The sequence below is a fragment of the Paenibacillus xinjiangensis genome (assembly GCF_059686975.1).
On record NZ_JCAALS010000019.1, the window covers coordinates 59371 to 74129 of the forward strand.

A 14759-nucleotide genomic window follows, 5' to 3' on the forward strand; every position below is an offset into this window, starting at 1 on the left:
GTGACTGCATCGGATTAGAAACGAATCGCTGCGGTTTTAGAGACGTACCGAAAAACGTAGTAACAAGATAAAACCTGCACAAATAAGTGCAGGTTTTTCTGTTTCGCAATCCTATTACTATTGAGAGATTCTGCCAGTTAGCGCAATAACTCGTGTTCTTTTTGGTACACGGTAAACTTTATCGAACCAAATTCAGACTACTAATAATTTTATATTCCCCACTACCTAGGTGTATGGGTTCCGCATCATCTAATAGCAGCGTTGCTTTCGTATTAACCGGAATATGCAGCTTAACTTCTTGCCTTTCTTCATCTTGTCTCCATTCCACGCGGATGATACCATGTATGCTTTCATAGGAACCCTTTGCAAAATCAAGCCCGCATGAAAAATCTGGTTTGATCAGAAGTTGATTAAAAGTGGTGCCCGTCTGCTGAATACCAAGCACTCTGCGATAAATAAAATCCCCGACGCAACCGAAGGCGTAATGATTGAATGAACCATCACCAACCTTTCCATCTTGTCTGATCGCGTCCCATGACTCCCATATTGTTGTCGCCCCATGCTCAATTTCATAGAACCACGATGGATATTGTGTTTGATATAGCAGTTCGTATGCTACATCTTTATGACCATTGTCATACAAGACATCTAAGAGGTACGGAACAGACATAAAGCCCGTATCCAGACAATTTCCATTTAGTCGTATAAGTTCAACAAGTTTATTAGCTAGCAACGGTTTTTTGACATCCGATACCATTCTCATTTGTAGAGCCAATACATAGTTTCCTTGCATAGAATTTTTAATCATGCCGTCCTCTGAAACATATTCCTCCTCATAGGCCTGTCGAATTCTTTCAGCTAAACCTTGATATTCAAAAGATTTATCAGTATGTCCAAGTATTGAACAGATCTGGCTGAAAATATCAGCACTATTGGCGTAAAGTGAAGTGCTCACTAGATCCTTTGTCAAATAAGCTGATTTCGGACCGTCTGCAAAACCCGCTTCATTGACGATGCTAGGAGCCAGCCAATCTCCCAAATGAAATCCCGTATTAATAATGAATTTCTGATTATCCAACTTTCTACCATCCATGGCTGCAGCTTCTGGAGGAAGCTCCGATGCCGTTCTTTCCAAGTGTTCCATCCACTGTTCCATGGCCTCGAAATGATCAGACAATATATGGGTATCACCATAACATTGGTACAAATCCCAAGGAAGCGTCACGATAACGTCACCCCAACCGATAGATCCTGAAAAGTGCATATGCATGTAGCTTCTAAGTTTAGGAACGATATTAAGCACTTGGCCATCCGACAGTTGATCCGCTGTAAGATTCCGAATCCAGGAATCAAAGAAGTTAATGAGATTCTGGTTATAGAGTGCTGTCTTCGCATATATGAGCACATCTCCTGTCCAACCCGCCTTCTCTCGAGTAGGACAATCGGTAGGAATTCCTATCATGTTAGATCGCTGACTCCAATATATATTGGATTGAAGCTGATTAAGCTTTTCATTAGAGCAATGAAAGCTTCCTGTAATCTCATTGTCAGAACTAATTGCGATCGCCTGAAATTGGTCTACACTAAGTTCGCCGATATATCCTTTGACTCGGACGTACCGAAACCCATGGTACGTAAATTTCGGTTCAAACACTTCTGTTTCAGAACTAGAACAAATATAAATATCCGTTTGTTTGCGATGGTCGTTCGAGAAAGGATAATAGAAGTTTCCGTTGTCATCTAAAGTCTCACCATGTTCAAAAGTAACTTCCATTCCTTCAAATCCGGTTATTTTTGCCCTGATATACCCTGCCATATTTTGACCAAAGTCAATGACCGTGTCTCCATTTGGTGTTGTCAGTATGCTTTGGGCATCTATTACGGCAAATGCTCGGATCGGCGGATTGGATTGCGCAAACAGTCGATGCTTTTTGAAGTCTTTTACCTCAACGTTACCCCAAGCTGAATCATCAAAGCCTGCAATCGAATATACGTCCTTTCCCATTCTCGCATCGTATTTAACGCCGGTAAATAAATCCGCGTATCGATAAGGTCCATTATATGAAAATTTAAACGTTTCGTCAGAGTTGATCGTTTCAATAGAGCCATCCTCAAAAGTGATTTCCAGCTGTAACAATAAGCCGAGCGTATCGCCATAATCATTGCCTCGGCCGGTGGCTAACTTGCTTTTGTACCAACCATCCGCTATGGTCACGCCTAAGGCATTATCTCCATGAAGGACATGGTTAGTAACGTCATAGGTTTGATATTTTAGAAGTTTATCATAGGATGTATATTCAGGCGCGAGAAGAACATCAGTAATGGCTCTGCCATTAACTTGAATGTCGTAAACGCCATGTGTGGTCATATAAATTCTAGCTTTATTAACCTTTTTAGAAACCCCAAAATCTTTTCTAATCATCACGGCAGGATGATAAGGCTGTAGAGGGAGACTTGCCATAACCGCATCCAAATCAATGTAATCTGGGTTTTCTCCTTTCATCATTTTGCCGACGAACTCATACCAAATTTCTTCTGCGGTGATATAAGGGTTATGTTCAAGTGACTCTAATGGCTCGGGTTCTATGAACGAGGCTGTCCAATCCCTCTCATCTAAAAATGCCGTTTCAAATGTGTTCTCTTCCGATTCGGCTTGATGATCAGCGTCATCCCAAATGAAGATTTGATATCGGTATTTCGTTCGGGAGACCAAAGAATCTCCCTCGTAGGGAATCGCAAACGTTCGTCCACTTTCTATCCGTCCGCTGTCCCACATCACCCTTTCTCCTTGATGAACGACAATTTTATAAGCTTTTTGATAAGTATTATTCCTGTCCGAAGTAATTTTCCAGCCAAAGATAGGAGTTAGTTTATCAATGCCAATCGGATTTGTTGAATAATCACATTGAACGTTAATAATGCAAAGCATATTGTATCCCCCATGAATGAAAATTCAGTTATTTGATTACATTTATTTGAATGGTCTGCTGTTTGCGTTCTTCCGCAGCGACCTTTTCCGTAGTAATCGTTCCCGCTTCAGTCGGTCTAACAACTGCCAATACCATTCCATCAAAGGTAGTTCTCTCCTTATCGAAGAAATTCTCCTCTGATTCTGGATTAGCGCTGCCGAAGCCTTGAACAACGCCTGGACCTTCAATATCAATCGCAGCTTTCCGGTCAATGGAAGTGAACAAATTCCCTGCTTATTTGTAAGACTAATCATGACCAACGACAGATCAATGTCAGATGCAGCAATTTCCATCCGGTCAGCTTCTACGTTCATCACAACTTCGCCGCTGGCCGAATGAAGTACCATACGACCGATTTCTAAACCTTTAATGTATGCCACCGCTGTAAGGTCTCCCGCTTCGTAAACGGTATTGAATTCAGCTTTATACCGATTTTCTTCACCTGTTGGGGCTTTACCAACAGATCGACCATTACTCAAGAGTTCAACTTCTTCTGCATCAGCATACACTTCTACCTTAATCGGCTTACTCTCAAAGACATTCCGCGTCCAGCTCGAGACGGAATGACTCCAGCCCCAGGCAGACAGGATAGTCTGTAAGGATAATTAATAGAAGGAAAAAAGGAGAGTATCTCTATATCGAGCATACTCCCTTTTTTGTTGTCTATAGTTAGTAGTCGCCTTCTCAGGCTTCCAAATTCACTGCAGTATTGAACTGCTCCAGCAGCATGCTTAAGGTCTCTTCCGTCATCGCCCCTCCCGTAAACGGAAGCAATGCACGTATCGGCATATAACGCATCATCGCCAGCATCATATCTGAAGAAACTGCATCCGAAGGACCAGACTGAGGAGCCATATTCTGCAAAAACTGCAGAATAGGTGCGGTCTTAGGATTGGCCATAAGCTCGCCAAGTGTGGAATTACGATGAAATACCGGCACCGATTCAATCGTTGACACCAGATGTAACGAAGCAGCAAGCTGAATATCTCGCGATGATTTGCCGACAAGAATACGGTATTCACCGGTTTCAGCTTCCCAATCGCCAAGGGACGTGTTATAACTGGCAAAGCTTCGTTTGTCGAGCGTGAAATGGACCGACTGTTCTTCACCCGGTTCAAGCATAACTTTGGCGAAGCCCTTAAGCTCCATTTCCGGCTGGATCATGCTGGATTCTACATCCTTCACATACAACTGGACAACTTCCTGACCTCGGCGTGCCCCCGTATTCTTGATGGTGACAGTCACGTCAACCATTTCCTGATCAGTCATTTGTGCCTTGCTTACATGTAACCCGGTGTAGTCAAAGGTTGTGTAGCTAAGTCCATGTCCGAATGCAAACAATGGTTCAATATCTTTGGCATCGTAATACCGGTAACCAACAAATAGGCCCTCGCGGTATTCCACACGATCACCTTCACCTGGGAAATTGAGGTATGAAGGGTTATGTCTCAGACTAGCCGGGAACGTTTCGGCTAGCTTACCGCTCGGATTGGCTTCTCCAAACAAGAGATCGGCTATTGCTCCACCCGTCGCTTGACCACCCAAATAACCTTCAAGCACCGCTTTAACAAGAGGCAGCCACGGCATGACGACAGGCGCACCATTGCTAAGCACCACGACTATATTCGGCTGAACCTTGGAAATCTCATTAATTAATCTCTGTTGATTGCTCGGCAAGTCCAGATGGCTGCGGTCATAGCCCTCGGATTCATACCGGTCTGGTAAGCCCACGAATAACACCGCAACTTCGGAAGAAGCCGCCTGCCGCTTAGCTTCATCTATCAACGCTTCATTAATATCATCCAATTCAATATCATAGCCTTGAGCGTATACAACAGTGGCCGCGTCTCCCGCAAGTTTAATGATTTCTTGATAGGCATGATCCAACTGGGTTGGATGGATATGCGAGCTTCCTCCGCCTTGGTAGCGCACCTTGTCTGCCATTTCCCCAATTACTGCAATTTTGCAGTTTTTCTCCAAAGGCAGAATGTCATTCTCGTTTTTTAACAATACCATCGTTTCTCTGGCCGTTTCCCGCGCCAACCTATGATGAGCCTCTCGATCGTATACGGCACCAGCCTTTCGACTGTTTGCTGCTTTGAATATGACCGTAAGCAGGCGTTCTACTGATTCGTCCAGCAGTGATTCATCAAGCTTGCCAGAGAGGACTGCTTCAACAATTTTCTTCTGACCAACACCGTGACTGGCGGGCATCTCCAACTCCATCCCAGCGGCAACGCTCGCGTCTGCTTCGTTGACTGCTCCCCAGTCAGATACTACTATGCCGAGATGTCCCCATTCCTGCTTCAATATAGAAGTCAGCAATCTGGTATTTTCCGAGCAATATTCGCCGTTGAGTCGGTTATAGGCAGACATGACGGTCCAAGGCTGCGATTTCTTGACTGCAATCTCAAAGCCAGTCAAATAAACTTCACGAAGCGTCCTTTCATCCACAACAGCATCGGTCGTCATACGGCGATGCTCTTGATTGTTAACGGCGAAGTGCTTCAATGAAGTGCCAACTCCCTGACTTTGTACTCCCGCTATGTGTGCTGCTGCCATTTCACCAGTCAAGTATGGATCTTCAGAGAAATATTCAAAGTTACGGCCACAAAGCGGAGAACGTTTGATATTGGCTCCAGGTCCAAGCAAAATAGCTACCTCTTCCGCCTGGCTTTCTTTACCGAGAGCTTCTCCAACGCGTTGAACAAGCTCTCGGTTCCATGAGCTTGCAAGCCCAGCAGCTGACGGGAAACAGGTGGCGGGAACGCTTTCATTCAAGCCAAGATGGTCGGACGGACCTTTTTGTTTGCGTACGCCATGCGGACCGTCTGTCAATGTAATGGAAGGAATTCCTAGCCTGTCTATTGCTTTCGTTGTCCAGAAGGAATCTCCCGAGCATAGTCCTGCCTTCTCTTCGAGCGTTAATTGTTGTACCAGCTGATTAATATCCTGTTTCATTATTGAATCTCTCCTTATTTTGTAATAAATTTTACGCCTTGTGACTTCTTCTTTTCTCCAGGTCATTTAGTATCTGGACATACTGCTTCTCCAGTGAGAATTTGAACAGAAGAATCGCTATGAGAATATAGACGATTATAGGAACATAAATATTAAAGCCAATAATCATCTGTCTGGCTGCTTCCCCTTGTTCGGCAGCACCTTCCTTGTAATTCCCCCATGCCAGCATCCAGCCGATCAACGCGGTGCCAATAGCCGTACCGATCTTCTGACCAAAGCTGCTGACGCTGTTGGTAAGCCCTACGATTCGCTGTCCATGCTTCCATTCTCCATATTCAATGGTATCTGTCAGGAGTGGCATAATGACGATCATAAGCGGAATCATACCGAAGGATTGTAAGATGGATCCAACCAATCCTAGAGATATGCTTTCTACATTAATCAAACGAAGCAGTGCTCCTGCAATGCCAATAATTAGCCCGATTATAGCCGTATTTCGTTTACCGATTCGTTTCATGACTGGTCCAGAACCTAAGAAAATCACAACAACTGGAATGAATCCGATAGCGCCCATTATACTTACAAGGTTCACGTTGCCCCAAATGTATTTGGCATAATACATGCCGGACGTTGTAGACGAGGCGAATAAGACATTAGCGAGCAAGCCTACCGTTACAACGATTACCCAATACTTGTTCGTGACAAGAAGCTTCAGCCCCGTCAAGAGGGAATACGATTTCTTGATTTCACCCAGCTCTTTCAACTGGCTTGTATTATATTTTTCTTTTGTTGAACGGAAGGCAATGTATAAGCATACGGCCGCAATCAGTCCATATATAGAGGCCAGAAGCGTCCATTGCAGCCTTCCTCCCCCCATGGCATTTACAATTGGAACGAAACCAATCGCTACAACCATACCGGCCAGATAACCAAAGCCGGCCCGGTAAACTCCCATCAATGATCGGTCTTCCTGGCTGCGCGTGGTTAAGGCCATAAGACTGTTGTACGGTATAGATGCTGGGGTATACACGCAAATAAAGAAAATTAGGTTTGTGACGACGGCATAAGCTATTTTGGCCCCTGAGCTCATATCAGGCATGCTGAAGAGTAGAAATATAGAAGCCAACATCGGCAAAGTCATCCACAGCAGCCAAGGCTTCGCCTGTCCATACTTCGACTTCGTACGATCAACTAATATGCCCATTCCAACATCGGCCAGTGCATCCAGAATCTTGGTCAGCATCAGGATTGTTCCGACAACTGCAGCTGAAACACCTACAATATCGGTATAGTAATACATCATCATACCTACAAGCCCCGTGCTAAGGTTCAAGGCAACCTGCCCCATAGCATCTCCCGCCAAACTACGATTTGTCCGTTCTCTTGACACTTCTCTTCCTCCTATTATTCTGTCTAGATGTTATAAGATAAGTGTAAGGCTCTAACAAGCATGCAGATATAACGTAATTTGAACTTTGCATATCGCGTTATTAAGATTTTTATGAAAATAATGAACTTGCGGATCTAATGGGAGATTACAATCTCATTGATTCTTGCAGCTGTGGACGGTGTTTAAGTTTAAAAAAAAGAAGGCTATGGTTGAACCCCATTGCCTTCTCATTCACAGCTATTATTTAACTGTTGCGTACCATTCATTAACTTCCTTAGTTATGTCATCTCCACCAGATGATTTCCACTTCTGGACAAACTCATCAAATTCCTCAACTGGCTTTTTGCCATATATGATTTCGATATACGTATCCATTTGCATTTTTGTCAGCAGTTCTTTTCTCGAAAGCATTGTTTTTGTTGATGGTCCCTGGAAGTATTCCGGCACATCCGCATCGGTCTGCTCCTCGATGACCAGACGTGCCTTGGATGTAAACTGCTCTAACGGATTGTTGTCGTCTATTCCCAGAATGCCTGTAGATGCTATCGCTGAAAGGTCCTCTTTCGATAATGCCTCTCCCCTTGCCATTTTGAGATTGACCTCTTGCCTTTTGGAAGGATAAACGACATCTGACCCGGAGAGAGTATACTTCATCGTAGGCGTTTTACCACCTGGAATCTGACTCTCGTCCATATTGGCTTTGCCATCCTGAATGATATAATCGTAGCCATCCTGGAATCCTTTGAAAATAAATGGATCATCTGAGTTGTATGCATCGTACAGTGCATTCTGATAATGGAAAAAGGCTTGCAGGGCTTCTTCGGTTATGTCTTTGTTAATCATAATTGCACTCGTATAAGGATTCGCTACCGTGCGCATATTAGTTCCGTCCACCCCGGTAGGAAGCGGATAAGGGTTATAGTAAGCTGTTGGATTGGATGCCATCAGCATGGAGCCAGGATAGACCATCATCCAGTCCTCACCGGCCAGCATGCCCACCTTGCCTGCTGTTACGTTCTCCGACACTTTGTTGAAATCATGAAGTGCAATATCACTCGCAATATAGTTTTTATCCTTCCATTCTTTCAATTTTGCGAGTGCAGTCTTAACTCCAGGCTGAATAGAGCCATACTGCAGATTACCATCAGCATCTGGATACCATCTCTCAGGAATCGCTCCAAACAGTCCGAAAATCCACGAGGAATCCCCCATCGGTGATCCCAGCATTTGATCCTTCATTGCAATCTCTAATCCCACTGTATCTTTCTTACCATTACCATCCGGGTCCTGATTAACGAAGGCGTCCATTAACGCCTCCAGCTCTTCCAGCGTTGTCGGTGCCTTCATATTAAGCTTATCCAGCCAATCCTGACGGATCCAAAGCGAGGATTGCGTCCCCATAGTCGGTCTAAGTACGGGAATGGCATATTTTTTGCCATCCTTCATGAATGGAAACCAGGCTGTTGGCTCGTCGTTCATAGCGGCCTTCCATGTATCGGAGGCATATTTGTTGAACGCTTCTGTAACATCCAGTAATTTGCCCGAGTCAATATAAGTATTAATCGTATTGGCCTGACTAGCTACGAATAAGTCTGGCATCGTATCCCCTGAGGATAACATCAGCTTTAACTTGGTATCATAGGAACCATCACCTGAAGGAGAGGACCATAATGTTTTCAGCTCTACGCCTAACGTCTCCTTGGCCCAACGGGTATGCACGTTATCCATGTAGCTTTCATTATTTTTGAATTTGACGGTTGGGTCCTCGCCTCTTACCATCGTAATTGTAACCGCAGGTTCGATTTTACCATTAACGATCTTTAATTCCTCTGCAGGTTCACTTCCTTCCGTATTATCTGGTTTGTTATTGCTGCTGCATGCGATGACGGAACTGAAGCAGAGCGCCAGCACAAGGCTGGTGAGAACGATTTTTTTCTTTTTGCCCATTTTTTAACCCCCAATATATATATTGTTGCTTGCGTCTTTATTGTAATAGCGCTTACATAGCAATCATATAACGATAATCGAATATACCATAGCGTTATCTTAACCTGCTTCTGCTACTCCTTGACTGCTCCGATAACAATGCCCGCTGTGAAGAACTTCTGGAGAACTGGATAAATAAGCAGGATCGGCAGTGCCCCAATTAATACCTGTGCAGCCCGGATTGAACGGTTATTAATCTTAGCGATTTCATTGACATTGCTGGCATCGACGATCGGAACGGCAATAAGTGATTTCAACAGCGTGCTGAGTGGCACATTGTCCCCTCTCATATAAATCGATCCCGCGAACCATTCGTTCCAATCGTTAACGACCATGAACAAACCGACGGTAGCCAGAACCGGAAGTGACAGGGGTAAGAACATTCTGAAGAATACCTGCCAATGATTGGCGCCGTCCATGAAGGCGGACTCTTCAATTTCCTTAGGTAATGCCTTGAAGAAATTCATAATAAGAATCAAATAAAAAACATTAACGACACCAGGAAGTACAAGTGCCCAGATCGAATTATACAATCCGAGTTTGGTTACGAGCAAATACGTAGGAATTAATCCGCCGTTAAAAAGCATGGCAACAATGAAGAGGCCAACAAAGCCATTGTAGCCAGCGATGCCGTCCCTTCCTCCACCCTTAGACAATACATAAGCTGCCATGCAATTCACGATCAGACTAAGACCCAGACTTAGCACCGTTCTCTTTATGGACAGCCATATGGCAGGAAGAAATACAGGGTTTTCTAGAGCTTTTGAATAGGAGCTGAAATTCAGATCAATGGGGAAAAAAGTAACCTCATTCGCCATGACCGCCGCACTTGAGCTTAGTGAAATCGCGATGACATGAAGCAATGGAACAATACAGATAAGTCCCAACAGAATCATTAGAACGTTATTGAAGGTCTGGAACCAGCGTTGCGGTGTAGAAATGACTTGCATGTGAATCCCCCTTAGAAAATTTTATAATCTGCGACCTTATATGCCACTCTGTAAGCTCCAACAATAAGGATTAAGCTGACAATGGATTTGAACAAGCCAACAGCTGTCGAGAAGCTGTAATTGCCATCAATCAAACCGATACGGTAGACGAATGTGTCGATAATATCCCCTTTCTCATAGACGAGAGGGTTGTACAAATTGAAGATTTGGTCAAAGCCGGCATTGAGTACTTGGCTTAACGAAAGGGTGAGCACAACTGCCATAGTGGGAATCATCGAAGGCAATGTAATATGAAGCATTTGCTTCCACTTTCCCGCTCCATCTAGCTGTGCAGCCTCGTACAGGGCTGGATTGATACCGGCGATAGCTGCAAGAAAGATGATCGACCCATATCCGAATTCCTTCCATACTTCACTCGAGACGACTGTAAAGAGGAACCAGTTATTGTCACCTAAAAAGAAGATAGGTCCTAATCCCATCGCCTGCAGTGCTTGATTAACCAATCCTGTATCCGGGTTAAGCAGCTCTATGAAGATGCCGCCTAATACAACCCAAGATAGAAAGTGCGGCAGGAACACGAATGTTTGAACGGTGCTTCTCAGCGCTTTGCGACGGACCTCATTAATAAGAAGGGCAAAACCAAGTGTTGTTATAAAACCAAAAAACATCTTTAGTACTGCAATTCTAAGTGTGTTCCAAATCACTTGCACGCTATCTGGGTACTCAAATAAAAACCTGAACTGCTCCAAGCCCACCCATTCAGAATTCAATATGCCATGGTACGGTTTATAGTCTTGAAAAGCCATGACCAATCCGCCCATCGGCATATAAACAAATATCAAGATAAGCAGAACAGCTGGAATCAGCATCAAGTATAGCTGCCAGCTGTCCTTCCTTCGTACCATTTTCTCTTTACGCTTCCTCATAGCTGCCACTTCCATACAAAATCCTCCTATATGATAATGTTTTTTCAATGGCTTTAGTGTAAGGGCAATATCATTCATGGGATATAATGCGATGCAAAGAAATGATAGCGTTTTCTTAACCAGGCTTACTAGATATCGTTTTACAAACATTCGTTATTCAATCTTAATATTGCGGTATGAATAGCCAGCAGTACATTGTAAACAGATCATCTAATGCCTACAATAGGGGTAAGTAATCACCAATCAAAATAAGGGATCGATGCTATGTTCAGATACTACTCATCATACTTAAGGCAATATCCAACATTCATCAAAATAATGCTGCTCATTTTTTCTACTACAATTATTGTCATGATCATGTATAGTTACAGCCTTCAATCCAGTCTAAATACAGTTCGTGAGGATATACAGGCTAATAATTTGAATCGCATTCGATTCGCTGTGAACAATCTGAATCATAATGTTGAGCAGCTGAATATGCTGGCCGCCGCGCTGGAGACAGACTCTAAGGTCGCTCTTCTCCCTTCCGTGGACTTACTCGACAGCTATGAACAGATCGTACTAATCCGCGACTTGACCGACAAAATGAATCTTCAAAGCTTCTCGGAGGGATGGAATAATACTGTATCGATCTATTCCACTGTAATGAACACATGGATAGGCTCTTCATCTAGCCGGGAGGTTCCTGAGCCGGGTGAGAATAACAATGATTGGGTAATGGATTTGTCATTAAAAAAATTTGCCTTTAACCGCTATCATGAAGGTTACACCATTCAAGTGGCATTCCCGCATACTAATATTACTGACATGCTGAATCAAGCTGTTATTGATAGCAATGATCCATTTTTCTTCAAAGAAGGCAGCCCGATTCTTCTGAATGACCGATCGGATGAGGTCAAGGTACAAGAGCTTCTACAGCTCCTTTTACCTCGAATGAACCAGTCTGAAGGCACTGAAACCTTGTCGATCGACGGTGTCTCCTATATGGTCAATTATCTGCGCTCCGAGAAGCTTGGATGGTATATGATTGATTACTTGCCGCTTGATGAAGCACTTCAGCCTATTATTAAAACGAAGCATACGTTTTACATCGCATGCATCATTCTCTTGCTTACCAGTATGGTAACTATTTTGTTCCTTTACCGTAAGGTTCAGTTACCCATCGTCACCTTATTAAAGGGAGTGCGTCTGCTTAAGCACGGCGACTTCGCCTATCGAATTAAGCGTTCTAGTCGGAACGAATTCGATATTCTGTACGAAAGCTTCAATGATATGGCTAGTCAGATCGAGGAGCTGATTGAGAAGGTATACAAAGAAAAAATCGTATCTAGAGAGGCTATGGTAAAACAGCTGCAAGCGCAGATTAATCCCCATTTTCTATATAACTGCCTGTTCTTTATTAACAATATGACTCGGCTCGGCAATGATGAAGCGGTTACTGCGATGACTCAGAATCTTGCTGAGTATTTCCGGTATACAACTCGACTGAACGAGCCGATTACCACGTTAGAGAAGGAAATAGCCGTTGTTGAGAATTACATGCGGATTCAATGTCTTCGCATAGAGCGTCTACAATATACGATTTCTATACCGGAATCTATGAGAGAGCTGCGTATCCCTAAGCTCCTTGTCCAACCACTTGTGGAGAACAGCGTCATACATGGTATCGAGAACAAGCGGAGCGCAAGCTTAGTTCGTGTAACAGGCTGTGAGACCGAATCACAATACAGCATCAGTGTCGAAGACGATGGGAAGGGTCTGAGTAGTGAAGAGATCGTCGCCCTCGAAGCACGCCTCAGGCTTCCGCTTGAGGATTCCATGGGCTGCGCACTTTGGAATATTCAGCAGCGAATGATTATTCACTTCGTGTCACCTTCAGGAATCGAAATTATTAACAACGAATTAGGCGGACTGACTGTCACACTGTTCTGGCCTAAGCCGATTATGGATCTTGATAAAAAGGAGATTCACCATGTACCAGCTATTAATCGTTGATGATGAGCACTCTGTCGTCGATAGTCTCACCTATACTATTCCGTGGAGTGATTACGGGATTGATACAGTCTTCCCTGCCTATTCGGCAGAGGAGGCGCTGCAGATTGCAGCTAGTCATACGATAGATATCATGATTACTGATATTCGTATGCCGGAGATGGACGGACTTGAGCTAATCGACCAGCTTCGCCGCCTGTCCAAAAAAATCCGCTGCATTATACTTTCCGGGCATGACGAGTTTGAATACGCTCAGAAGGCCATCAGCTATGGCACAGACAGCTATTTGCTCAAACCGGTAGACATTGAACAGCTAATCCAATCGGTCCAAACCATTGTTACCTCTATTGAACAGGAGTGGATGGAACTCAGCTCTCATCAGCGTTTAAAACACGCCATGCATACTAACCTTCCACTGCTCAAAGACCGATTGCTTAACGAGCTGATTCAGCAAAAGACAATTAGTAAGGATATGCTTCAGGAGAGGCTGTCATCGCTTAACCTCTCCTTCCGTACAGGAGATCCATTTGTAATGATGCTCGTCAGGCTGGATGAACAGTTCGCAGAATACGATTTCGATTCTCTTTCTCTACTTGAATATGCCGTTACGAATATCGCACAGGAAGTATTTGAGGATTTGTTCGAGCTCTGGCATTGCACAACGGATGCAGGCTACCTTGTCTTCCTAATTCGATGCAGAGAACAAGAGGCTCTAGCCTTAATCGATTCATCAGCAGTTAAGCTGCAAAAGCATGTCCAACGATTTCTGAAAGGCTCGCTTACAATCTGCATCAGTGGAGCAAGGTCTTTCCCCGATTCCATTCAAGACACCTATCACAAAAGTGTAAGCTCTATACAACGTAACGTTGGCAGCCACAAAAGCTACTTCCTGAAAACGGATGAAGCTGCAGTAATACATGAGGAGCATAAGCTTCCTCCTCTATATGATCTCCCTCTTCTGCCTAATTTGCTCGAATCAGGTAAGTGGGACCAAGCTCTGAGCATTCTAAACCGGGCACTTGGCATGAATACGACGCATGAGCCTACACATGATCAGTTATTGGCTATCCTGTTACTGGTTTCATCTTCGCTAGCCATGACATTGTCTATGCAAAATGGTCCGTTAGAGGAGCAGCTGGGAGAAGAGTTCAATCTACTGCTTCGCAAGAAAAGTCATTTGTCAAGGCAGCGAGTCTGGGAATGGGCAGTGAAAATCATTACCGGACTTAGGGATCAATCTGCTATACAGCTAGAAGATTCACAGCAGCTAATTTCTTCGAAGGTACGCAGCTTTATTGAGGAGCATTTAGCTGAGGGTATCTCTTTGCAGACTGTGGCAGACTATATTGGCCTGCATCCTGTCTACCTCTCCAAGGTGTATAAAACGGCAACTGGCGAAACGATCGGTGATTATCTCTATGCCGTACGAATGGAACGCGCCGCCTACCTGTTGAAAAATTCAGATTTGAAAATTGGTGATGTCAGCAGTCAAATTGGTTTTCTGGCTGCTCCTCATTTTATTAAAATATTCAAAAAGCATTATGGCTCCACTCCACAAGAATATCGTAATAAAACAACATGAAAA

The 14759-nt window shown here is 44.0% G+C and carries 9 protein-coding genes and 1 pseudogene; 2 read left to right on the top strand and 8 right to left on the bottom strand.

Features of this window, described 5'->3' with window-relative positions:
* Nucleotides 1–178 precede the first annotated feature (178 nt).
* The 8 genes and pseudogenes from AC6ESP_RS18890 to AC6ESP_RS18925 form a co-directional block, all read right to left on the bottom strand.
* On the bottom strand, nucleotides 179–2929 hold the full coding sequence (locus AC6ESP_RS18890) for a family 78 glycoside hydrolase catalytic domain (RefSeq protein ID WP_497098288.1): 2751 nt from the start codon (nucleotides 2927–2929) through the stop codon (nucleotides 179–181).
* Nucleotides 2930–2957: 28 nt separating this feature from the next.
* Nucleotides 2958–3194: a hypothetical protein gene (locus AC6ESP_RS18895; protein WP_497098289.1), complete on the bottom strand. Its 237-nt coding sequence runs from the start codon at nucleotides 3192–3194 to the stop codon at nucleotides 2958–2960.
* 188 nt (nucleotides 3195–3382) lie between these two features.
* Nucleotides 3383–3478: pseudogene (locus AC6ESP_RS18900) on the bottom strand (DUF4982 domain-containing protein); the annotation flags it as partial.
* Between the two features lie 175 nt (nucleotides 3479–3653).
* Entirely contained in the window at nucleotides 3654–5930 is a 2277-nt protein-coding gene (locus AC6ESP_RS18905) for a glycoside hydrolase family 3 C-terminal domain-containing protein (protein WP_497098290.1), read from the bottom strand.
* A gap of 31 nt (nucleotides 5931–5961) precedes the next feature.
* Nucleotides 5962–7320 (bottom strand): MFS transporter, encoded by a 1359-nt coding sequence (locus AC6ESP_RS18910; RefSeq protein WP_497098291.1) that lies wholly within the window; start codon nucleotides 7318–7320, stop codon nucleotides 5962–5964.
* 240 nt (nucleotides 7321–7560) lie between these two features.
* The gene (locus tag AC6ESP_RS18915) at nucleotides 7561–9267 is read right to left on the bottom strand and encodes an extracellular solute-binding protein (RefSeq protein ID WP_497098292.1); all 1707 of its coding nucleotides are present in this window, start codon (nucleotides 9265–9267) and stop codon (nucleotides 7561–7563) included.
* Between the two features lie 113 nt (nucleotides 9268–9380).
* On the bottom strand, nucleotides 9381–10256 hold the full coding sequence (locus tag AC6ESP_RS18920) for a carbohydrate ABC transporter permease (RefSeq protein WP_497098293.1): 876 nt from the start codon (nucleotides 10254–10256) through the stop codon (nucleotides 9381–9383).
* 11 nt (nucleotides 10257–10267) lie between these two features.
* Nucleotides 10268–11197, bottom strand: a complete 930-nt coding sequence (locus AC6ESP_RS18925; protein WP_497098294.1) for an ABC transporter permease — start codon at nucleotides 11195–11197, stop codon at nucleotides 10268–10270.
* A 336-nt stretch (nucleotides 11198–11533) separates the two neighbouring features.
* Between AC6ESP_RS18925 and AC6ESP_RS18930 the strand changes: the two genes are divergently transcribed.
* The gene (locus AC6ESP_RS18930; RefSeq protein ID WP_497098295.1) at nucleotides 11534–13177 is read left to right on the top strand and encodes a sensor histidine kinase; all 1644 of its coding nucleotides are present in this window, start codon (nucleotides 11534–11536) and stop codon (nucleotides 13175–13177) included.
* On the top strand, nucleotides 13155–14756 hold the full coding sequence (locus AC6ESP_RS18935) for a response regulator (RefSeq protein ID WP_497098296.1): 1602 nt from the start codon (nucleotides 13155–13157) through the stop codon (nucleotides 14754–14756). Before AC6ESP_RS18930 ends, AC6ESP_RS18935 begins: the two co-directional genes overlap by 23 nt.
* The last annotated feature ends 3 nt before the right edge of the window (nucleotides 14757–14759 follow it).

What these genes read in the sequence shown, in the direction of transcription:
- AC6ESP_RS18915 (WP_497098292.1), bottom strand. Translation starts at nt 9,267, where the DNA reads ATGGGCAAAAAGAAAAAAATCGTTCTCACCAGCCTTGTGCTGGCGCTC.
- AC6ESP_RS18930 (WP_497098295.1), top strand. Translation starts at nt 11,534, where the DNA reads ATGATCATGTATAGTTACAGCCTTCAATCCAGTCTAAATACAGTTCGT.
- AC6ESP_RS18925 (WP_497098294.1), bottom strand. Translation starts at nt 11,197, where the DNA reads ATGGAAGTGGCAGCTATGAGGAAGCGTAAAGAGAAAATGGTACGAAGG.
- AC6ESP_RS18890 (WP_497098288.1), bottom strand. Translation starts at nt 2,929, where the DNA reads ATGCTTTGCATTATTAACGTTCAATGTGATTATTCAACAAATCCGATT.
- AC6ESP_RS18920 (WP_497098293.1), bottom strand. Translation starts at nt 10,256, where the DNA reads ATGCAAGTCATTTCTACACCGCAACGCTGGTTCCAGACCTTCAATAAC.
- AC6ESP_RS18935 (WP_497098296.1), top strand. Translation starts at nt 13,155, where the DNA reads ATGTACCAGCTATTAATCGTTGATGATGAGCACTCTGTCGTCGATAGT.
- AC6ESP_RS18905 (WP_497098290.1), bottom strand. Translation starts at nt 5,930, where the DNA reads ATGAAACAGGATATTAATCAGCTGGTACAACAATTAACGCTCGAAGAG.